This window comes from Collinsella sp. LCP19S3_A6, from assembly GCF_052122015.1.
Taxonomy (GTDB): domain Bacteria; phylum Actinomycetota; class Coriobacteriia; order Coriobacteriales; family Coriobacteriaceae; genus Collinsella.
Genome location: NZ_JBQKDD010000002.1, coordinates 248,174 through 269,975, shown reverse-complemented (window position 1 = coordinate 269,975; position 21,802 = coordinate 248,174). Strand labels below are relative to the sequence as shown.

Annotated in this window: 16 protein-coding genes and 1 tRNA gene; 9 read left to right on the top strand and 8 right to left on the bottom strand. The window is 58.6% G+C overall.

Features of this window, described 5'->3' with window-relative positions; all coding sequences use genetic code 11:
- The 3 genes from ACTQVX_RS02345 to ACTQVX_RS02335 all read right to left on the bottom strand — a co-directional run.
- The coding region (locus tag ACTQVX_RS02345) for a GH25 family lysozyme (protein WP_441560091.1) at positions 1-1,523 on the bottom strand (1,523 nt) is incomplete at its 3' end.
- A 138-nt stretch (positions 1,524-1,661) separates the two neighbouring features.
- Positions 1,662-2,693 carry a glycosyltransferase family 2 protein gene (locus tag ACTQVX_RS02340; protein WP_441560089.1) on the bottom strand — a complete coding sequence of 344 codons (1,032 nt, stop codon included), beginning with the start codon at positions 2,691-2,693 and terminating at the stop codon, positions 1,662-1,664.
- A gap of 7 nt (positions 2,694-2,700) precedes the next feature.
- The gene (locus ACTQVX_RS02335) at positions 2,701-3,804 is read right to left on the bottom strand and encodes a glycosyltransferase (protein WP_441560087.1); all 1,104 of its coding nucleotides are present in this window, start codon (positions 3,802-3,804) and stop codon (positions 2,701-2,703) included.
- A gap of 255 nt (positions 3,805-4,059) precedes the next feature.
- Between ACTQVX_RS02335 and ACTQVX_RS02330 the strand changes: the two genes are divergently transcribed.
- Positions 4,060-5,079: a glycosyltransferase gene (locus ACTQVX_RS02330; protein ID WP_441560085.1), complete on the top strand. Its 1,020-nt coding sequence runs from the start codon at positions 4,060-4,062 to the stop codon at positions 5,077-5,079.
- 11 nt (positions 5,080-5,090) lie between these two features.
- On the opposite strand, the gene ACTQVX_RS02325 is transcribed toward ACTQVX_RS02330, so the two are convergent.
- From ACTQVX_RS02325 to ACTQVX_RS02315, 3 genes are all read right to left on the bottom strand, one after another.
- On the bottom strand, positions 5,091-6,887 hold the full coding sequence (locus tag ACTQVX_RS02325; protein WP_441560083.1) for an AAA family ATPase: 1,797 nt from the start codon (positions 6,885-6,887) through the stop codon (positions 5,091-5,093).
- Positions 6,888-7,089: 202 nt separating this feature from the next.
- Complete coding sequence (locus ACTQVX_RS02320; RefSeq protein WP_441560081.1) at positions 7,090-8,739, bottom strand: hypothetical protein; 1,650 nt, start codon at positions 8,737-8,739, stop codon at positions 7,090-7,092.
- A 138-nt stretch (positions 8,740-8,877) separates the two neighbouring features.
- Complete coding sequence (locus ACTQVX_RS02315; RefSeq protein WP_154518293.1) at positions 8,878-9,309, bottom strand: RrF2 family transcriptional regulator; 432 nt, start codon at positions 9,307-9,309, stop codon at positions 8,878-8,880.
- Between the two features lie 223 nt (positions 9,310-9,532).
- On the opposite strand from ACTQVX_RS02315, the gene sufC reads away from it, so the two are divergent.
- From sufC to sufU, 5 genes are all read left to right on the top strand, one after another.
- A complete protein-coding gene (gene sufC, locus ACTQVX_RS02310; protein WP_441560079.1) occupies positions 9,533-10,333 on the top strand; it encodes a Fe-S cluster assembly ATPase SufC in 801 nt (266 codons plus the stop codon).
- A 12-nt stretch (positions 10,334-10,345) separates the two neighbouring features.
- Positions 10,346-11,758 carry a Fe-S cluster assembly protein SufB gene (gene sufB, locus ACTQVX_RS02305; RefSeq protein ID WP_441560077.1) on the top strand — a complete coding sequence of 471 codons (1,413 nt, stop codon included), beginning with the start codon at positions 10,346-10,348 and terminating at the stop codon, positions 11,756-11,758.
- A 188-nt stretch (positions 11,759-11,946) separates the two neighbouring features.
- Positions 11,947-13,137: a SufB/SufD family protein gene (locus ACTQVX_RS02300; RefSeq protein ID WP_441560076.1), complete on the top strand. Its 1,191-nt coding sequence runs from the start codon at positions 11,947-11,949 to the stop codon at positions 13,135-13,137.
- Positions 13,134-14,459, top strand: coding sequence for an aminotransferase class V-fold PLP-dependent enzyme (locus tag ACTQVX_RS02295; RefSeq protein ID WP_441560074.1), 1,326 nt, complete (start codon positions 13,134-13,136; stop codon positions 14,457-14,459). The genes ACTQVX_RS02300 and ACTQVX_RS02295 overlap by 4 nt, the downstream gene beginning before the upstream one ends.
- Positions 14,452-14,886, top strand: coding sequence for a Fe-S cluster assembly sulfur transfer protein SufU (gene sufU / locus ACTQVX_RS02290; RefSeq protein ID WP_427718807.1), 435 nt, complete (start codon positions 14,452-14,454; stop codon positions 14,884-14,886). Before ACTQVX_RS02295 ends, sufU begins: the two co-directional genes overlap by 8 nt.
- 630 nt (positions 14,887-15,516) lie before the next feature.
- Here sufU and ACTQVX_RS02285 read toward each other — a convergent pair.
- Positions 15,517-16,329, bottom strand: coding sequence for a transposase (locus tag ACTQVX_RS02285; RefSeq protein ID WP_441560072.1), 813 nt, complete (start codon positions 16,327-16,329; stop codon positions 15,517-15,519).
- A gap of 403 nt (positions 16,330-16,732) precedes the next feature.
- Here ACTQVX_RS02285 and ACTQVX_RS02280 point away from each other — a divergent pair, with 403 nt between their 5' ends.
- The 3 genes from ACTQVX_RS02280 to ACTQVX_RS02270 all read left to right on the top strand — a co-directional run bounded on the left by ACTQVX_RS02280 (position 16,733) and on the right by ACTQVX_RS02270 (position 20,508).
- Entirely contained in the window at positions 16,733-17,467 is a 735-nt protein-coding gene (locus ACTQVX_RS02280; RefSeq protein WP_006235554.1) for an iron-sulfur cluster assembly scaffold protein, read from the top strand.
- A gap of 18 nt (positions 17,468-17,485) precedes the next feature.
- Positions 17,486-18,490 (top strand): GGGtGRT protein, encoded by a 1,005-nt coding sequence (locus tag ACTQVX_RS02275; protein WP_154518278.1) that lies wholly within the window; start codon positions 17,486-17,488, stop codon positions 18,488-18,490.
- Positions 18,491-18,981: 491 nt separating this feature from the next.
- On the top strand, positions 18,982-20,508 hold the full coding sequence (locus tag ACTQVX_RS02270; protein WP_441560071.1) for an FAD-dependent oxidoreductase: 1,527 nt from the start codon (positions 18,982-18,984) through the stop codon (positions 20,506-20,508).
- 1,178 nt (positions 20,509-21,686) lie between these two features.
- Here the strand turns inward: ACTQVX_RS02270 and ACTQVX_RS02265 are convergent.
- Positions 21,687-21,762, bottom strand: a tRNA-Lys gene (locus tag ACTQVX_RS02265).
- Positions 21,763-21,802 lie beyond the last annotated feature (40 nt).

The following is a 21,802-nucleotide window of genomic DNA, read 5'->3' as shown; positions in this document are numbered from 1 at the left end:
GACCCGCCTCCATCGAGCTGCTCGGCCTCGGCCACGGGCCAGCCGAGGGCCCCGGCCTGGTAGCCGCGCCTCACGTACTCGGTGCGGATGGCGCCCGAGCGCACGGAGACGTAGCCGTCGCTACCGTTCCATTGAATGGCACCCCGTTCAAAGTCCTGAGACCATCCCGATCCGTGTGATGTCAGAAACTCACGTGGCTCGCCAACAGGCGCACCAATTGAACTAGAATTCGATTCAGAGCTCCAGTAATCATAAATATCTCCCCAGACAGGATACGCTCCGTTTTTCTTCGAAAAAACAGCACTACCGTGTTCGCAATCAAGTCTCCAGTTATCGCCTTCAAACTTATAGACTTCTCCAGTAACAGCACCAAGCTGCGAACTATATCGCTGCGCAACTCTTATTAATTCAGCTGCAATTAGGTCATTGGAAGAATCTGGGAACGTATCTCCAAACCAATAGCTAACATCAACGTCACCGCTTACGCCGGGAACGCTGCCGCGGGCAGAATACTGCCAGCAATCATATTTGGCAGGGGCGTCGGGGGTAAGATCGATGCACTCATCGTAACGGCCTCCGTACCAATACTGGGCAGTCCAGATACTCCAGCCGCTGGTTAGAAAACAAGGGTCGGTGAGGTAGTTCTTGAACCAGTTGACGTTAGCGTAAATGCCGGGCTTGTACCCCGCAGCCGTAATTTGGCCGCAAAAGGTCTTTGCGATCGATGCGAGCTTCGAGGGATTGTTAAACGGCGTCCACACGGGCGAACCGTCAGCATTTGTTTTTTGCTCTTCCAAGTCGTAGTAAACAGGAAGAGTAGGCAAATGGCCTTTAAGGGCATTTAGCATCAGGCGAGCCTCGGCCTTGGCATCGTCTTCATTGCGCGCATAAGAGTAAAGATACACACCATACGGAATTCCCAAACGCTCGCACTCGCTTACGTTGCGTTTAAAGTAATAGTCCAGCCTTCCGCCGTTTGTATCGCCGGCAAAACCAACTCTTAGAATCGCAAAGTCGATACCGGCATCTTTCACGGCCTGCCAATCAACAGTTCTGTTGTGCTCGCTCACATCGATTCCCTGTGCCGTCGCACCCTTAGGCATGCTGTGCATTGCACGGCCTTCGAAATCTGCGCTATCGCCATAATCGTCAGCAAGATCGGAGCGGAGCGAACCGTCGGCATAGCGCCAAGAGTTCTCAACAAGAGGAGCATCGATGTCATCATCAGACACCTCGTCAGAAACCTCATCGGTAGCTGCATCGGCAGAAGCAGATTCGGCATCCGCAGCCTCGCTAGAATCAGACGTCGAGGGGTCCTGGGCAGCCGAATCGCTCTCCGCCTGATCGTCAGATGCATCCGCAGGAACGTTAGAAGAGGCACTCTCGTTCGCGGGCTGCGATACCTTCGGCTGCTCCTGAGCCAAATCGAGCGTCTCGGCATACAGCGCAAAAGGCTGGAAAACACCGGAGAACCCAAATACAAGGGAGAGCAGTACAACAACGCAGCACTTTAGTCGGTTCATAGACATCAGTTCACCTCAATTAATCCTAGATTATTTAATTATAACAGCCCGAGTGACGTATTCGTGGCCATGATTCATGGCAGCGCGTCAGTAGGCACGTCGCAAAATCCCGGATTCTCCAAAGAAGCAAACCAGCGCCTATACAAACCGCTCCAGGCACACTTTGAGCCCGCGGGTCGATAGGTAAAGCGACACGGCGTCCATAAGCGAGACCGTGCCAGTGCCGCTACTCAGCTTTTTGGAAACGCGGCGAACGGGGGCCTTTAAGGGCAGGCTCGCCCAATCGGGACCAAAATAGGAGCCAAAACACGTCCTTATGCGGACTGCAATTTGACGTAACTCGTCCCTTGGCAGGCGTGCAAGGTCGAACACAACCAGATCCAAAAACCACGTGACAAGCTCTCCGGGACACAAGTCCAAAAGCCCTCGCCTACCCCAGCGCTCCAGCACTTCATGCAGCACCAGCAAATGGGCATCGACCTTGTCCGTGCGCTTGGCGCCGGCATTAAACGTATGCGTCAGCGACTTCTCCTGCATCACGTAGTGATACAGCTTCTCGGGCGCTAGGACCGTCCTGGCAGACAGCGGATACGATTCAAACTGAAACACAACGTCCTCAGCAAACCGGACTTTTTCGGCAAAACGCAAAGACTCACGCTCAATCAGCCCGCGAGAGTATGCCGCACGCCAGACATAGGGCTGTGCATTCGCGGAAAATAGCAGCGCTGGATCAAATGACTCGAACACGCACGCCTCAGGAGAAAGCAACTGCTTGATGCGCTTAGAGGCCAACTCGGCAGGCTCGCAAACGGCTCCAAACACAACAATCTCGGGATGCTCCTTAGCAAACGTATCGACCAAGAACTCGGTAAGATTAGGCTCGACGTAATCGTCCGAATCGACGAAGTCGATAATGTCGCCGCGCGCAACATCCATGCCCGCATTACGGGCAGACGACAGTCCCCCGTTGGACTTCTCGACAACGCGCACGCGAAAATCCAATCGAGCATATTCATCAATAATCGCTGAGGAACCATCGGGCGAGCCATCGTTAACAACCACGATCTCGATATCCGGACAGGTCTGCCCCAAAAGAGAGTCAAGACAACGAGGCAGGAAATCCTGGGTGTTATAAACGGGGACGATAAATGAGACCTTTGGGTTTGCCATAACTCCCCTATTTCTTAATTGCATCCAGGACGAATGCCGCGACCACGCCCGGGCCACCGACACGCGCATAATGTTTCGCGCGACCCATCGCGCCCGCTCCAGCAAAGTCCGGAGACTCAGCTAACCACTTTTGCGGATCATCGACAATAGCCTTGAGATTCGCACGCTTCCACGGCTTAAGGTCCGTGAGCTCAAACTCATGGGCCTCAAGCGCCCCATGAAACTCCTGGGCCATACGATCCAAAAACTCAGCGTAAAACTTGGGATTCAGGCGAATGTAGCTCCACATATACGAATCGTATTTAATGATATTTGCAAACTTAAGCAGCTTGGCAACGTCCTGCGAAGAGTGCGACTCAGCGTAATCCTCAACAATCCAGCGATGAATCTCGGCATACTCGTCGTTAACACAGTGAACCTTATTAGGAGAGTTGACCGAAGACCCTTCGTTGTCCTGACGATACGAAAGAACCGAATCATGCAGGTAAACCGCGATATCGGCAAGGGCGAACACCTTAAAGGTAAACGAGGCGTCCTGAAACGCAGCGCCAGGCGTCGGCAAAAAACGAATGGCATTACGGTTCAAGAAGTCGCGACGGTACACCGCAGACCAAATCGATGGCTTAAGCGAGAAGGCATCGACGGTAGCGCTCGGGTGAACCGGCTTGCCGCAGTCCTTAGCTTTAAAGAGCTCCATCAGCTCTCGGCGCTCCTCCGGCTTCGACCAATACAGGTCAAAATTCGCCTTTGCAAAATCGGCGTCAAAGCACTCGGCAGCTGCCACGAGCTTCTCCAGCGCATCGGGCGCCATAAAGTCATCGGACTCTAGAATGCCCACGTACTTGCCACGCGCCATCTCGAGCCCGCGGTTCATCGAGTCGCCGTAGCCGCTGTTGGCCTTGTCGATCATCTTGACGCGCGCATCGCGCTGCATATACTCGCGGATAATCGCCGACGAGTTGTCGGTAGAGCCGTCGTTGATGCAAATGATTTCGATGTCCTCGAGCGTCTGCGCCACGGCGGAATCGAGGCACTCGCGCAGGTAGCGCTCAACGTTGTAGATGGGAATAAGCAGCGACAGGACAGGGCCGCCAGAGGAATTAGTAGACAAATGTGCTCCTTAGGAAATACCTGCCGATAATGGTATCAAAGGGTCGTCCCGCCCGCGGGCGTTTATATAATCTATGGAGCCTCTTACGGGCAAAGCAGCCCCACGCCACTCGTCGCGCCTATATCAGGTTCCTGCGTTTTATTCAAAGCTTGCCGTCAAGGTGCGCCGACCCTTTACAATAGGTGCCGTCCAACGGACGTATTCGATAGCTTCCGCGCAGCGCTCGCCCGCCGCGCGTGAAAGGATATATTCCCCATGACTTCTACCCTTCCCGCCCCCATCGACAAGCTCGCCATCGTCGTCGTTACGTACAAGCGTCAGGAACTCCTGGCCAACTTGTTCGACTCCATGACCGAGCTCACGGCAACGCCTTGGCGTATCGTGATCGTCGATAACGAAAATTCGCGCGAGACCAAGGCCATGTGTGCTGCATTCAACGAGCGCCTGGCCAACCTGTGGGGCGTCGACACCGATCAGCCCGACGCGCAGGGCGGCACCGACCGCGTCATCTACGCCCCGCAGCTCGAAAACGGCGGCGGTGCGGGTGGCTTCTCCGCCGGCACCAAGTGCGCCTACGATCTGGGCGCCCAGTGGTTTTGGGTGATGGACGACGACGTGCTCGTCATCCCGGAGGGCATCGAGCGCCTGGCCAAGTGGACCGACCGCTACGACGTCATCCAGGGTTCGCGCCTAGACTTTGACGGCGGCGCCTTCTTTTGGCAGTACCAGCTCATCCTTTCGCTTGGTATCCCCAACCCCATCGCTAAGTGGGACCTGGGCCCCGAGGGCTACCGCGCCATGAACCAGCTGTGCTTTGAGGGTGGCCTGTTCTCGCGTCGTGTTGTCGACAAGATCGGCCTGCCTGACGCTCGTTTCTTTATCTACGGCGACGATGCCTGCTATGGCTATGTCGCCAGCCAACACTTCCCTGCCGTCGTAGTCGCCGATGTGGTGCTCAAGCGCGCCCGCGCCGTCTCCAACTGGGATATCGCCGGTAAGCGTCAGCTCAATTCCACCAGTGACACCAATCGCTACTACATCATGCGCAATCGCGGCTATTTGGCCCGCTACATGCAGATCTACGGTGATTACCACCCCATTTTGTTCCGTTTGGGCAATGTGGCGACCTTCTGCAAGGAGTTTATCCGCCTTGCCGCCGTCGACAAGTGCTTTAAGACCGGCATTCCGGCGCTGCGCCGTGGCATGAAGGATGCCCGCAAGATCGTACGCGACCCCAACTGGAAGCCTATGCCGCCCATGAAGGAAGCCGAGTAAAGCCGGCCCTCCTATAACCTCTGACATGCGACGGCAACTCGTTGTCCATCAAAGCCAAACCCCCAGCGCATGCGGCCCACAGCAGGACGTGGCACGCGAATGTCGTCGAGACCACTCCGTTCGATATTGAGCAATGCCTGTACCGACAGAAGCTCTAGGCCCAACGCATCGACATCGGGGTCGTACAGCATGCTGACCGAGATCAGCGGGCGGCTATCCAATATGCCAAGTGTATCCACCGCATCAAAGGTATTGGCGGTTGGAAATACTTGGAAACCCCCAAACTCCGAACCGTGCGCTCGTTTTGTAACGGGGTCGGCATACCCAGGCAACCCAAAACAAAGACCCTGCAGTGCCAAACGAAAAGCCAGCGGCAAATCCGACTCGTCTCCTTCGACGCCCAAGTCATTAATAATTGCGTCCAAAGCTCGCCTGACTGCACGCTCGTCACCGCGGCAAAGACCCTCTTGGAAGTCATCGATAGTCTCGGCACTCTCGGCAGCGCACTCGAACCATTCGATAATCACAAGACGCAGCGCATACCGGAGCTCGTTATTGGGAAGGCGCAGGGCGTGGGGCAGACTGCCGTCCGCCTGGCGATCAGTCGCATCTGTCGTCAGGAGTCCACTCAAATACAAATCGGTCCAAATACCTTCCGCTGTCCCGGCATCAGGCTTCACGGCGTCCAAGCACAGTGGCGCCTCAACACAGCCATACGGATTAAGCAAATCAAACATTGCCGCAAGCCATCTTAAATCCCAGGCGCCCACAGTCTCGTTCAGACAATCGGCATAGCAACATACATCAAAGCGCGTTGGCGGCAGGCAGCCCCGAGCCAAGAAGTCAACCACACGAGCCGGGTTCGAACAATAGAACCCGCCAAACCGGTAGCCTTCGAACCATTCGCGCGCGCAAGCCAGTCTGTCGCTCTGACCAGTGTAATCTAGCAGCGCCCTGTTTTCGGCATCCGAAAAACCAAACCAGCGATCGCACCAGCTCGACAAGGGCGAAGCCAAACAATACGGGCAGTTGCGATGCGCAAGTGCCGCCCGTGCGGGGCCGGGTCGCTCCCCCATCAAGCAAACCAGCCGCAAAGAATCGATCGAGGAGACAATAACGTCAAAGAGCAGACGGTCAAGCAACTCGACAAAGCACGAGCCATAGGCGCCCTTCGCCTGCATATGATTCGTAAACGCCGCGTCATACCCATCAACCAGCAGCACAACCTGTTCATCACATGCCATACGGAGGAGCTCGATTAACACGCCAAGAGCCGAATCGATTTCATCAGAACCGGCAACACCGCGCGCTACGCGCTCGATATGGCGCACGTCGCCGCGCGCTAAATCGGGAACTTCCAGCAGCGGCAACAGACGAGCGCACTCACGAGCGACGGCATCGCGCATGGCGGCCTCGGCATCGGCGCCTCGATAGGAGGAAGCAGAAAAATCCAAAGCAATGACCGGATAGCGTGCATACTCATCACGATAGACGCCATCTTCTGCGTCCCATATTTTGCTACCGATGAAGAGATTGACGTTAGACGAGCCGGGCACAGGACGCTCCAGATAACATTTGAGCATGGAGAGGTTCATACTCTTGCCAAAACCATGAGGCCGACAACAGAGCGCCACAGTCGATTCGCAATCTAAGATATCGGCAATAAACATGGTCTTATCAACTAAGACACAATGATCGGCGGCATCGGCAAAATCATGAATATCAATCGTCAGAACGGCATTTCCGCCGGGATTGAGCAACTTTACGTCAAAGGTGTTATCAATATCATACATTGCCTGTTCAGACACCGTTTTATCTCCCCTTTTAGAATAACGATGCCATTTTAGCGACCATCTTGGTAACAATTTTATTGTTCAACAAATGATTCGGGTAACGGTAGAAATGACTCCATAAGGGGGGCATAACAAAACGATTCGCAACAAATAGGGATCCGGTGCTATCGCATCGGGCCCCTATTTGAATCGCTAAGGCAAAACGCTCGCTGAGAGCCTACTTTTGGGCGTCTTTCTCCGCAGCGTCTTTGTTTTGCTGATCAAGTTTATGCTTACCGCTCACAATAGACGTAGCGCCCAATGTGGCCAAGCTCGCGCTGGCAAGGCTCGCCATCAAAATCAAGTCACCCGTCTTGGGCATGCTGCCCTTAGAGGACTCAGTCGTCGTGGCTGAGGCAGTCACAACCTTGGTCTTACCCTGGTTCTGGTCGGCGCCATCATCAGCCAGGCCCTTGGACCCATTGTCGTCCGCGTGCTTGCCATCCTTACCAAGGCGGGGATCCTTCGATTCCGCACCGTCGACTTCCGTGCCCTTGTCGGAATCAGACCCCCTAGACCCCTCGTCCTTCGAATTGCCTTTAGCTTCTTCGGTCTTTTCCGTAGCGCCCTGGTCGGAGCCATCCTTCTTGGAAGACGAGCTGCTGTTGATGCCAGACATCAGCGAGGAGCCAAACATGGAGCCAAGCTGTTCGCTCGCAGAGGGTTTGTCATTCGTCGACGAGTCGCTCGAACCGGCAGTCGATCCACCGGCGGAAGAACCAGACCCTGCCGCAGCATCTGCGGAATTCGAGGGCGAGGCAGACCCCGCGCTGCCGGCCGAAGCGACATCGCCATTTCCGTCGCTTGCTCCGGCATCGTTCGAAGGAGCATCGACGGTATCCTCGTCAGCACCATTGGTATCGGCACTAGGCCCAGAGGGAGCAACGGGAGCGGCGGGCGCCTGGCTAGGCGCTGGAGTCACGGGCTCGGGCTCAGGCTCAGGTTGAGGCTCGACCGGCGGCGTCGCCGCGGCCTCGTCCTCGGTAATATAGACCAGACAATCCTTAAGCTCGTTCTTGTAACGGTTCTTCCAGCCCTCGTGATATTGCGGCTGGCTCGAGTACTTACGGGCAACGTTATTGACCACGCTGCTGGAAAGCGCCGTCACAAATTCACGATCGGTCATATCGTTTGTAAGATTTGCCCAGCGGAAAAAGTCCTGGCAGCCATAGGTGCCGCACATGTTGGTGATGCTCCACACCATGCCCTTGACACAATCGGCGCGGCCAGAGATATCAATACCAAGCGCGCTCTTGAGCCAGGCCTCGGTCACCGCGTAATAGGAGTTGTATGCATATGAATCTTGCAGCGCCGAGAACTCAGCCGGATCGGCGTTATAGGCACCTTGGAAGGCATCCTGCGCAATGCGACCCAGCTCCGTCAGCTGACCGTTCGAATACATGGGGTTGCTTGCGTTGGAGATATCGCTCCCGCGGTCAATTGCAGACTTAAGCATGCCGTACTTGGCAGGATTGTAGTTATAGACCTGCTTCATAAACGGGATGAGCGACCAGCGTCGATCGAACTGGTAGTAACCGAGAGCGTTGTAACCATCGCCGTACGAAAAGCCCTGGCTATAGTTGCCGTGGCTCTCATACTTGGTAAAGTACTTCATCTCGCTGGTCACATTGACAAACGAGACACCTTGGACCGACCTCAGCACGCCCGAGAAAGACTGCTGGGTATAAAGACCCTTATCGATATCGGTGGCATCCGAGGCAACGCCCGGCGTGGGCTCATCCGCAGCAGCGGGCGCGGGCGCGGCAACGGCGCCAAACGAAAGAGCCAGCGTCAATCCGGCAACAATCGCAGAATGCTTGGGCTGCATAAGATCCTCCTTGCATTGGTGTAGTTAAAGTGCAGTTTGCAAAGATAGATTTAAGTATCGCAGCAAGACCGATGTCGTACAACTACAACTCGACAAACGGTAACGCCCTCCGCGAAATCTTGAGGAATTGCACTCGAGTTACAGCTTGATATCGAAGTTAATCTCGGGCACGGCCGCCAAGTCGGCCAACGTCACGCCGTCGACGTACTTTTCAATCACGTCGTCCAGACCGCGCCAGAACTTCACAGTAGAGCAAAGATCGCTGCGAGTGCAGTTGTTATCGATGCCATCGCATGCGACGGGCGCCGTGCTGCCCTCGACGGCGCGCAGTATATCGCCGGCTCGCACCTCGGCCGGGTCCACGGCCATCATGTAGCCGCCGCCCTTGCCGCGCACACTCTTGAGCAGGCCCGCCTTCATAAGCGGACGGACCAGCTGCTCCAAATACTTTTGCGAAATATGCTCACGGTCGGCAATCTCGCGCAGGGCGATTTTGCCCTCAGCGTCACCGAGCGCCGCGATATAAATCATCAAACGGAGGGCATAGCGGCCCTTAGAAGAAATGAGCATACCTACCCTCCCGGTGCGCTTGAGAAAAAATCATCAGCAGAGTTTGCCCCAGATGCCAAGCGTGTGGGACAGACGATCCCGATTATTATGTCCCACATCTGAAAAGTCGAGTGGATTAGTCGGGTTTTCCCTTGACTAACGCCGAACCCATAGTAACTTTATTCCGAGAAGATTCCTAGGGTTTAGTACACCTATGAGTACACCATAAACAGAGAGGGACAGCATGAGCGCAAATCCGCTGCTTTCCATCGAAGGTCTGACCGCCTCCGTGGACGAGAAGGCCATCCTCCACAACGTCAACCTCAACGTCGCCGCCGGCGAGACCCATGTGCTGATGGGGCCCAACGGCGCCGGCAAGTCCACCCTCGGCCACCTGGTCATGGGCGACCCCGTCTATACCGTGCAGAACGGCCGCATCGTCTTTGACGGCCAGGACATCACCGAGCTCACCACCGACAAGCGTTCGCGCGCCGGCCTGTTCCTGAGCTTCCAGGCTCCGGTCGAGATCCCGGGGGTGCCGCTGTCGAGCTTTTTGCGCGCCAGCATCGCCGGCCGCCCCGGCCTGGAGATGAAGGGCAAGGAATTCCGCCGTCGCGTCAAGGAGCTCGCGGCCGAGCTCAACATGGATACCGCTTACCTCAACCGCGAGCTGGGCGTAGGCTTCTCGGGCGGCGAGAAAAAGAAGGTCGAGATGCTCCAGCTTCTGCTGCTGCAGCCCAAACTCGCCATCCTGGACGAGACCGACTCCGGCCTGGACGTCGACGCCCTGTCCACCGTCAGCCACGGCATGGACGCCTACCGCAAGAGCTGCAACGGTTCCATGCTCATCATCACGCACAACACGCGCATCCTGGAGCACCTGGATGTCGACCGCGTCCACGTTATGGTCAAGGGCCACATCGTGCGCGAGGACGACGCCTCGCTGATCCCTTGGATCGACAAGAACGGCTTTGAGGCCTTCGAGCGCGAGGCCGCCGAGCAGCGCGCCCAGGCCGAGGCCGCCGCTGCCGAGCAGCAGGCGTAAAGGGGCGACGCAATGACCAAGAACCGCACCGAGGTCGCGGACATCGACCGCAGCCTCTACGACTTCACCTATGGCGAGGAGGGATTCGAGCGCCTCGACGCCGGCATCACGCCCGACATCGTGCGCGAGATCAGCGCCAAAAAGGACGAACCGCAGTGGATGCTCGACCTGCGCCTCAAGTCCCTCGAAATCTTCAACCGTTTTCCCGACCCGACGTGGGGCCCCTCCATCGAGGGCCTGGACATGGACAACATCGTCACCTACGTCAAACCCAACACCGACCAAAAGCACGACTGGGAGTCGGTGCCCGACGACATCAAGAACACCTTTGAGCGCCTGGGCATCCCCGAGGCCGAGCGCAGCTACCTGGCGGGCGTCGGCGCGCAGTACGACTCCGAGCTCGTCTACCACAACATGCAGGACACCGCGTCCAAGATGGGCATCGTCTACTCCGGCATCGAGGAGGCCCTGCACGACCCGCGGTGGGAGCCGCTCATCCACGAGAAGTTTATGACGCTCATCCCGCCCACCGACCACAAGTTTGCGGCCCTGCACGGCGCCGTGTGGTCGGGCGGCTCGTTTGTCTACGTGCCCAAGGGCACCAAGCTCGATTTTCCGCTGCAGAGCTACTTCCGCCTCAACGCCAAGGGCGCCGGCCAGTTTGAGCACACGCTCATCATCGTCGAGGACGACGCCGACCTGCACTTTATCGAGGGCTGCTCCGCGCCCAAGTACAACGTGGCAAACCTCCACGCCGGCGCTGTCGAGCTCTTTGTGGGCAAGCGAGCGCACCTGCGCTATTCGACCATCGAGAACTGGTCCAAGAACATGTACAACCTCAACACCAAGCGTGCGCGCGTGGACGAGGACGGCGACATCGAGTGGATCAGCGGCTCCTTCGGCAGCCATGTGGGCTACCTCTACCCCATGAGCGTGCTCAACGGCCGCCGCGCCCGCTCGAGCTTTACCGGCATCACCTTTGCCGGCGCCGGCCAGAACCTCGATACCGGCTGCAAAGTCGTACTCAACGCGCCCGAGACCTCGGCGACCGTCGAGACCAAGGGCATCTCCAAGAGCGGCGGCATCCAGTCCTTCCGCAGCTCCATCGTGGCCACGCCTAAGGCCGAGGGCTCCAAGGCAACCGTGAGCTGTCAGTCGCTCATGCTCGACGACCAAAGCCGCTCCGATACCATCCCCGCCATGGACATCCGCGCCAAGAACGTCGACATCGGCCACGAGGCCACCATCGGCCGCATCGGCGACGACAAGGTGTTCTACCTGATGAGCCGCGGCATCTCGGAGGAAGAGGCCCGCACCATGATCGTCAACGGCTTTGCCAACCCGGTCTCCAAGGAGCTGCCGCTTGAGTACGCCGTCGAGATGAACAACCTGATCAAGCTCGAGATGGAAGGAGCGATCGGATAATGAAACAGACCACGAACACGCCGAACGCATTTACGTCATCCGAGCTTCTGCAGTGCGACGTATCGGGAGCGACGAGCCCGACGACGCGTACTAAAGGTACGCGAGGAGGGTCGGAGCCCCGAGACGGCGTGCTGCAGGAGATCGGGGGCGTCAACGCGATGCCGGCCGCCACATGGGGTTGGCTCAAGATGAACCAGACTAAGCTCGAGCTTTCGGACGAACTTGCCGCCGCTCCCGCTGAGGCCGTTGAGGTCGAGGGGCTGGACGAGCAGATCCATGGTGCGGCCGACGCCTTCGACGCCGCCATGGAGGCCATGGCCGAGCGCTTCCCCGAGCACCGCGCCTCAGCCCCCGGCGACGCCGCCGACCGCGCCCGCATCACACCCGAGACCGAGCTCGACGTGCCCGCCACTTCCGTCTACCAGGCCGGCGCCATCAAGCTCGAGGAGGAACTCTCCCCCGCTGAGGCCTTCGAGACCGGCATGGGCGAGGCCGCCTACACCTATCTGGCCGACCATGCCACCAAGCGTATCGTCATCGACGTGCCCGCCTACGGCCGCGCCACGGTTACCGTGCGCGTGAGCGGCGTCGACGCCGCCGCTGCCATCGCCGCCATCGATGTCGTCGCCCGCCCGCAGGCAACGCTCGACCTGCAGATCGCCCTGGACTCCCCCGTTACCGGCGAGGGCGTCGTGGGCTCCGTGCTGCGTGTGTGTGCCCACGAGTACGCCACCGTCAACGTTGCCTGTACGCAGACGCTCGACGACAGCTGGATTGCGCTCGACGACACCGGCCTGTTCCTGGACGAGGGCGCGCGCGTCAACGTGCAGCACACCGTACTGGGTGCCGGCGCCAGCGCCACCGGCCTTGCCGGCGACCTGCTGGGCGACACCGCCAAGGTTACGATCGATACCGATTACCTGGGCGCCCGCGAACAGGTGCGCGACTTTAACTACGAGCTTCGTCACCGCGGCCGCAAGACCGAGTGCGAAATCGATGCCAACGGTGTACTGACCGGCACGTCCAAGAAGGTCTACCGCGGCACCATCGACCTCGTGCACGGCTGCAAGGGTGCCGTCGGCACCGAGCGCGAGACGGTGCTCTTGGCCAACAAGGGCGTCGACAACAAGACCGTTCCCGTCATCCTCTGCGACGAGGACGACGTCGCCGGCAACCATGGCGCCACCATCGGCCACGTCCGCGACGAGCAGCTGTTCTACCTCGCCTGCCGCGGCCTTGACCAAAATGCCGCCGAGGACCTGTTCATCCGTGCCAAGCTGGAGGACGCCGCACTTTCCGCCGCCGACGAGCGCATCCGCGCCGCCGTCGTCCGCTTGGGCAATAACCTGATCGATAACTTTGAGGAGGAGCTCGCATGATCGACACCGAGCACGTTAAATGCGATACCTGTACTGCCCCCGAGCCCATGGAGTTCGACGCCAGCGATGAGGCCTCGCGCGGCTGGCCTACCGTCGACATCGAGACCAACCCCTACAAGGCGCAGTTCCCGCTGTTCCAGCAGCACCCCGAGATCGCCTTCCTCGATAGCGCCGCCACCGCGCAGCGCCCCGCCTGCGTGCTCGACGCCGAGCGTGACTTCTACCAGCGTATGAACGCCAACCCCCTGCGCGGCCTGTACTCGCTGTCCGTCGAGGCCACCGAGGCCATCGCCAAGGTCCGCCAGCAGATCGCCGACCTCATCGGCGCCTCCCAGGCTAATGAGATCGTCTTCACCCGCAACACGAGCGAGTCGCTCAACCTGGTCGCCAAGAGCTTTGCGCCCACGGTGCTCGAGCCTGGCGACGAGGTCGTCATCACCATCATGGAGCACCACTCCAACCTGATTCCGTGGCAGCAGGTCTGCCGCGAGACCGGCGCCAAGCTCGTCTACCTCTACCCCACCAAGACCGGTCAGCTCACGACCGAGGAAGTGCTTGCCAAGGTTGGCCCCAAGACCAAGATTCTGGCCGTGGGTCAGATCTCTAACGTGCTGGGCGTCGAGAACCCGGTCAAGAATCTCGGCAAGCTCGTGCACAAGTACGGCGGCTATCTGGTCGTCGACGGCGCGCAGTCGCTGCCGCACATGCCGGTCAACGTGGCCGATCTGGGCGCCGACTTCTTTGCCTTTAGCGCGCACAAGGCCATGGGCCCCATGGGCATTGGCGTGCTGTGGGGCAAGATGGATCTGCTCAACGCCATGCCGCCCATGCTTACCGGTGGCGAGATGATCGATTCGGTCACCGAGCAGGACGCCGTCTGGGCGCCCGTCCCCGAGAAGTTCGAGGCCGGTACGCAGAACGCCGCCGGCATCTTCGCCACGGGCGCGGCGCTTGATTACCTGGTCAACACGGTGGGCTACGAAAACATCCAGGCACGAGAGCAGGCACTCGTCCACTACCTGATGGGCGAGCTCATGCAGCTCGACTTTGTCCAGATCATCGGCTCCATCTATTGGGACAACCACCACGGGGTCGTCAGCTTTAACGTCAAGGGCATCCACCCTCACGACGTCGCGAGCATCATGGACATGGACGGCGTCTGCATCCGTGCCGGTCACCACTGCGCGCAGCCGCTGCTCACCTGGCTGGGCGTCGAGAACCTTGCCTGCTGCCGCGCCAGCGTGGCCTTCTACAACGACAAGGCCGATATCGATAAGTTCATCGCCGGCCTGTATCACGTTTGGAGCACGTTCAATGGGTAATCTGTACACCTCCACCACGTTTATGGAGCACAACTCCCACCCCGACTATAAGTACGAGATGGATGCGCCCACGCACGAGCACGACGGCATCAACCCCAGCTGCGGCGATGAGCTCACCCTGCAGCTGCGTGTCGAGAACGATGTAATCGAGGAGGCTTCCTTTACCGGTCACGGCTGCGCCATCAGCCAGGCCAGCGCCGACATCATGGCCGACCTCATCACGGGCGAAACGGTCGAGGAGGCTCGTCGTCTGGCAGGGCTTTTCCTTGCCATGATCCGCGGCGAGGAGCTCTCCGAGGAAGACTTGGAAGACTTGGACGAGGCTGCTCAGCTCCAGGACATCTCACACATGCCCGCCCGCGTCAAATGCGCCGAGCTCGCCTGGCGCACCCTCGACGGCATGCTCGAGGGTCAGGCTAACCAGTAACGGATGCCCCGAATCCAAGGTTTTTGATTGCCGAGCCGCCCGATACGGGCGGCTCGGCTTTTTCATAACGAGCGCACGCGCAGCCACGCTTCCGGCGCCCAATCTGTCATTTATCGCACGGCCAACCGCAAGCACAAGCGTTTTTCACAGTACCAAAGGCTTGCCACAGGGCCACGGGGCACGCCGAGCAAAGCGCCAGGCACCGTCCTACTAGGCTCCGGCTCGCCTCCTGCCTGCCGCAGACGGGTCCCATAGGGTGCGGCGTGCATTTTTGCGAGTTTTCAGCACGCCAAGCTATGTGCATACAAATCACGAGCATAAATTAGCGCCTTCGGGCTATATATTGCGTTTTAGAACAGGCATTACGGTCTACGGGGACGCAAACGCGTGCTTCGGGGCGTATTGGCAGACAAATAATTGTCTCGGGGCCCGCAAGTTGCAAGGTTATAGTAGTTCCGACAGCACTACGATGCTGAAAACTCCGCTTTTTGCACGGCGTGGACGGGGGTAGGCACGGGCAAAACCGGACTGAGCTATTATTTTATGCAAGACGGCAATCATTCTATGCATATTTAGAAGTGTAGTTAACGTCCAAGCATTTAGAATGATGGTCCCAGTGGGCAGACAGCCCTATCCCAGGCTGTCATCAGTCCGCACCGCCGTTCGAGCACGGGCGCGCACAATACGAGAAGCGGTACTTTTGCTTATCCCCGTATACCGCTCAATCTGGCGCACCGTAAAACCAGCATCGTGCAAGCCAAGAATAACGATACTGCGCTGCGCCGGCGACGCCGCTTTAACCCCCTGGAGCGCAACCCCGCATCCCTTCGCCAACTCGTCGGCAAAGGCGCGCCGCCCCAACTCCATCTCTACTAAATCGCGCATCGCCGAATCGCCGCCGTCGGGCGTCGAAAGGGAATAGGCAATAAAGGCTTTGGCAGAACCAAAAAGCTCAAGCACGCAAGAAGGATCGGAAAATACCCTCGTAGCATCTGCCTCGTCACCGTCGTAAACGCGCAGATGCTCCGCAAAGCTGCTCCAGGGATAACGCTCAATTAGGTTGATGCCCGCATCCTGCGGATCGGCGTGAACGGAGCGAACAGCCTCCATCACCTGACGGTCGGTATCGAGCGAACAGCGCTCAAAACGTTCCCGGAACAGGCAGCCCGAACGCCCGGTACGTTTATTGAACCGACGAGCATACGTCAACAGCAGGCGTTGCATGGCTGCACTCATGTTGTCCTCATAATCCAGAAGTACCAGATCAACATGGTCGCCCATGAGGCACCACGCCACAATCGTTACCTGGGCATCGCGGCAGCAGTCGCGCATCAGCTCCAAAAACTCCCACCGGTCCTCGTCGCTCTCAAAGATCAGCTGACTGCCCATACCGCGGGCACAGACATGGTAAAAACCGGTGATCGTTTTCCAAACGCGCTGCATGGCGCTCCCTTCGCCGGGACCTGCTTACCATCCAATACATCACGATTGAAACGTGCCATCAAAACATTCACGCAAAATGGCACCCGTCGACGGTAAAAGGCGGCAAACCGACGGCGAACGGCATCATAACCACAGGCTAGACACCGCAACAGGGGCAAGAACTAACTAAATACTTGACCAGAACTGACCCCCTAAAACGTATCGCATAACCGCAAACAAGCTTGTTAAATCGTTTCAATTGAAAGTTCCGCGCTTCTCGTTACGAAAACTGCGCCGTTCGCCGAATATTCCGTGCATTTCGCGGTATTATAGGGGCTGCATGTCATGTCCCTTTCGAAGGGTCGCCCGGCAATCACCAGCCACGACCCCCAGACGGGACGCCAACACGATAGAGAGGAGAGGCATGCAGTACTCACAGGAAGTGGAGAACATGTGCCCCGTTGCCAAGGGTGCATACCACGGCCCCGCACCCATCCCCGAGGAGGGCAAGTGGGTCCAGGCTAAGGAGATTTCCGACATCTCCGGTCTTACGCACGGTGTGGGTTGGTGCGCACCTCAGCAGGGCGCCTGCAAGCTCACGCTGAACGTCAAGGACGGCATCATCGAGGAGGCCCTCGTTGAGACCATCGGCTGCTCGGGCATGACCCACTCTGCTGCCATGGCTTCCGAGATCCTTCCCGGCAAGACCATCCTCGAGGCCCTCAACACCGACCTCGTCTGCGACGCCATCAACGTTGCTATGCGCGAGATCTTCCTGCAGATCGTTTACGGCCGCAGCCAGACCGCGTTCTCCGAGGGCGGCCTGCCCGTGGGCGCCTCCCTCGACGACCTCGGCAAGGGCCTTCGCTCTCAGGTCGGCACCATGTTCGGCACCAAGGCCAAGGGCGCTCGTTACCTCGAGCTCGCTCAGGGCTACGTCACCCGCATGGCTCTCAACGACAAGAACGAGATCATCGCGTTCGAGTTCCTGAACCTCGGCAAGTTCACCGACGCCGTCAAGGCCGGCAAGACCCCCGAGGAGGCCATCGCTGGCGCCATGGGCCACTATGGTCAGTGGGAGAACGCTGCCAAGTACATCGACCCGCGCACCGACGAGGAGACTCACTCCGTCGCCAGCGTGTTCCCGGTTCACGAGTAGAAAGGGAGGGAAATAACTATGACTGTTACGTTCGAAGGTTACGAGCGCCGCGCTGACAAGATCAACAAGTGCCTCGCCGACAACGGCATCGCCTCCCTCGAGGAAGCTCTGCAGATCTGCACCGACAAGGGCTTCAACCCGCGTGAGATCGTCAACAACACCCAGTCCATCGCCTTCCAGAACGCCGAGTGGGCCTACACCCTCGGCTGCGCTCTCGCTGTCAAGCGTGGCGCCAAGAACGCTTCTGAGGCTGCCGCCATCATCGGCGAGGGCATCCAGGCCTTCACCGTTCCCGGCTCCGTCGCCGAGGACCGCAAGGTCGGTCTAGGCCACGGCAACCTGGGCGCTATGCTGCTCTCCGACGACACCGAGTGCTTCGCCTTCCTGGCCGGCCACGAGTCCTTCGCTGCCGCTGAGGGCGCTATCGGCCTGGCTCTGAACGCCAACAAGGCTCGTAAGAAGCCGCTGCGCGTTATCCTCAACGGTCTGGGCAAGGACGCCGCCCAGATCATCGCCCGCATCAACGGCTTCACCTACGTGAAGACCCAGTTCGACTACTACACGGGCGAGCTCAAGGTCGTCGAGACCATCCCCTACTCCGATGGTCCCCGTGCTGCCGTTAACTGCTACGGCTCCGACGACGTCCGCGAGGGCGTTGCCATCATGTGGCACGAGAACGTCGACATCTCGATCACCGGTAACTCCACCAACCCCACGCGCTTCCAGCACCCCGTCGCTGGCACCTACAAGAAGGAGCGCATCGAGGCTGGCAAGAAGTACTTCTCCGTCGCTTCTGGTGGCGGCACTGGCCGTACCCTGCACCCGGACAACATGGGCGCCGGCCCTGCCTCTTACGGCATGACCGACACCATGGGCCGTATGCACTCCGACGCCCAGTTCGCCGGTTCTTCCTCCGTGCCTGCGCACGTCGACATGATGGGTCTCATCGGCATGGGCAACAACCCCATGGTCGGTGCCACCGTCGCCTGCGCTGTCGCCGTCGAGGAGGCCCTCAAGGCCTAATCGCGCCCGCGCGATGCTCATATAGTTGAGCTTTGGAGCCGCTATCCACCCGGATAGCGGCTCTTTTTTATTCCAAAACAGCCAATCGCTTTGGATTGCTCCACGAAAACGGCCCATCTACTACGTTTAACCCGCGCAGCTCGACCATAGCCGGGTTTTTTGAAAATCAATAGGCCGTCTACCTGCGGTTTTAATTTTGTAATTCTCGGTATGGTTGGGGGTGACCGCTCAAACGTAGTAGATAGGCCCATTTCGTGGCGAGCGGATCGACCCGAGGCGCAGGACAGCTCGTAAAGCCCCGTCTCAAATTGACTACTCCAAAATAGATGTCCGATATATCAGTTGCAGCGAAATATGAGATACCCGGAGACGAAGCCAGCGAATGCGTATGACGTCCACCTGCCATATTCGCCCTTTACCGAATAGCGCGGCCTTTGCGTCGCATTAGTCGATCACCCGTGCGACAATGCGCCGGACGAGAAAGGAATCCGATGGAATCGACTGATGTACTGGTAATAGGATCTGGCATTGCGGGCCTTTGTGCCGCCATAGAAGCGGCACGCGCGGGCGCGACCGTTGCCGTCGCAAGCGCCGGCAAGACCATGAGCGGATCGAGCTTCTTCCCGGGCACCTGGGGCCTCGGCCTTATTGGCCCCATCGACGAAGACGACGAACAGGACCTCATCGACACCGTCCAGACCGCGGGCGGCGGCGTCGCCGACCCTACGCTCGTCCAGACGTTCGTCCACGGTATTCCCCAGGCCATCCAATGGCTCGAGCAGGATCTAGGTGTTGAGCTCCAACGCCCGCAAAGCGCCGAGAGCGCCCTGCAAAAGCAATTTATCCCCTGCTTCGACCATAAGGCACGCAATTGGCGCGGCCTTACCCGCAAGCCCCTTGAGGACGCGTGTACGGCCCAGATCAAGTCTCTCGGCATTCGCCTGTTCCCCCGCCACGAGCTTATCGACCTTGTTGAGGACACAACCGGAAAGATTATCGGCGCCGTACTCTACGACCGCACAAACAAGCATCTCGTGCCTATGGCAGCTAAGGCCACCATCATCGCTGCGGGCGGCACGGGTGGCCTGTTCGAGCGAAGCCTCACTTCCGCCGACGTGCTCAGCTCCTCGCAGGCCATCGCGCTGGCACACGGCGCAACGCTCACTAATATAGAGTTCATGCAGATGATGCCGGGCTTCATCGAGCCCAAGCGCAACCTTGTCTTTAACGAGAAGACCTGGCGCTACGTACATGTAGACCAGCCGGTCGATATCGCCGACGACAAGCTGGACGATCTACTTGAGCAACGCTCCGGATATGGTCCCTTCACCTCGCGCTTGGCCTCCCGCGCCATCGATCTTGCCATCGATCAAGCGGGTGCTGAAGGTCTGGCGCTCCACTACGACTACCCCCGCGAGGACGTCCCCGAGTTTGTGCAGACCTTTGCCACCTGGCTACAAGACGAGCACGGCATCGCGCCGACCGACGAGATGCGTGTGGCGATGTATGCCCACGCCGCCAATGGCGGCATCAAAATCGACAAGACCGCATACACGGGCGTTGAAGGCCTCTATGCCTGCGGCGAGGCGACAGGCGGCATGCACGGGGCCGATCGCATTGGTGGCCTGTCAAGCGCCAACGGCATCGTGTTTGGGCGCATCGCGGGCGCCTCGGCAGCCCAAGCAGCACAGAATGCACCTGAGATGGCCCCAAAGACGGATGTCGCCCTCCCCCAGCATGGCATTGCCACAACAGACGCCGAGCGCCTGACCCGCGGCCTTAAGCACACGATGAGTACCTATTGCATGATCAACAGGACCGAAACAGGCCTATCCAAGGCACTACACGAGCTTGAGGGCTTGAAGACGGAGGCAACGACCTTGAGCACGCAGAAAGCCCAGGACAGCGAAATCGCAGCCCTCGCCCGCCTGCAATCGCAGATTCAGCTGGCAGCGGAAATGGTCAAAGCCATGCGCAAACGGACCGAAAGCCTCGGATCGCACTATCGAGCGGACTAAACTGGACACTCATCTAAAGCAGAACACAACTAATCGACATCTATGGGCCCCGTGAGCTCGAGGTGGCACGGGGCCCATTCGTGTCCGCACGGCAGCGTATCCTTATTCTGAATACAGAGCAGGCAAAGCCCGCACAGACAATAGACCAGCTGGGAGGAGATGTGGACAGTCGTGATATCGAGAAGTGGCGTGTCAAACTTGATAGCTCCGCCAATGTGGAAGACGGCGTTGAGTATTGGCTCGCACGCGATTTAATGGAACCCATGGGGTACACTCGATGAGAGAACTTCGCCGAAGTTGTTAAGAGGGCAAAAGTCTCGTGCGAAACAAACAAAACTCCAGTTGATTCCCATTTTCGTGATACCACGAAAATGGTAACAGCCGGTGTCGCCGCTCGCGCGGTTAAAGACCACAAACTTACTCGCTATGCATGCTATTTAATCGCACAGAACGGAGATTCAAACAAGCCAGAGATCGCGCTCGCCCAGGCATACTTTGCCGTGCAGACGCGCCGCCAAGAGCTCATAGAACAGCGCTTCGCAGAGATTCAGCGCTTGCAGGCGCGCCACTCGCTATCCGATTCAGAGAAACAGCTCTCGGGTATTGCGTTCAAACGCGGCGTGGACTCCAAAGGATTCGCGATCATCAAGTCGAAGGGCGATGAAGCGTTATTCGGCGGCAGAAGCACGGCGGAAATGAAGCAGCAGCTCGGCGTACCCAAGAGGGCAGGCTCGACTTGTAAAGCGTCTGTGCCCTTTCGGGTTCGACCCCATGCGAGGTCAACAAAAAAGCGACTAGCCGAAGCCAGTCGCTTTAACATGCTTTGGTGGGCCGTCAGGGGGTCAGCCTGCTGCGCAGGCGGCTGCTGCGGCGCTTCGCGCCTTGCGCGCTGCGCTGGTAAATGCTCACGCATTTCCTCAGCTCCGCGCCCTTTCGGGTTCGACCCCATGCGAGGTCAACAAAAAAGACGGCCAACTTTCGCTGACCGTCTTAACATGCTTTGGTGGGCCGTCAGGGGGTCAGCCTGCTGCGCAGGCGGCCGCTGCGGCGCTTCGCGCCTTGCGCGCTGCGCTGGCAAACGCTTACGCGTTTCCTCAGCTCCGCGCCCTTTCGGGTTCGACCCCATGCGAGGTCAACAAAAAAGACGGCCAACTTTCGCTGACCGTCTTAACATGCTTTGGTGGGCCGTCAGGGGGTCGAACCCTGGACCTTGGGATTAAGAGTCCCCTGCTCTACCAACTGAGCTAACGACCCAAAGCTAAAGTCCGTAGTAGCGGACTTTAGTGGAGATATC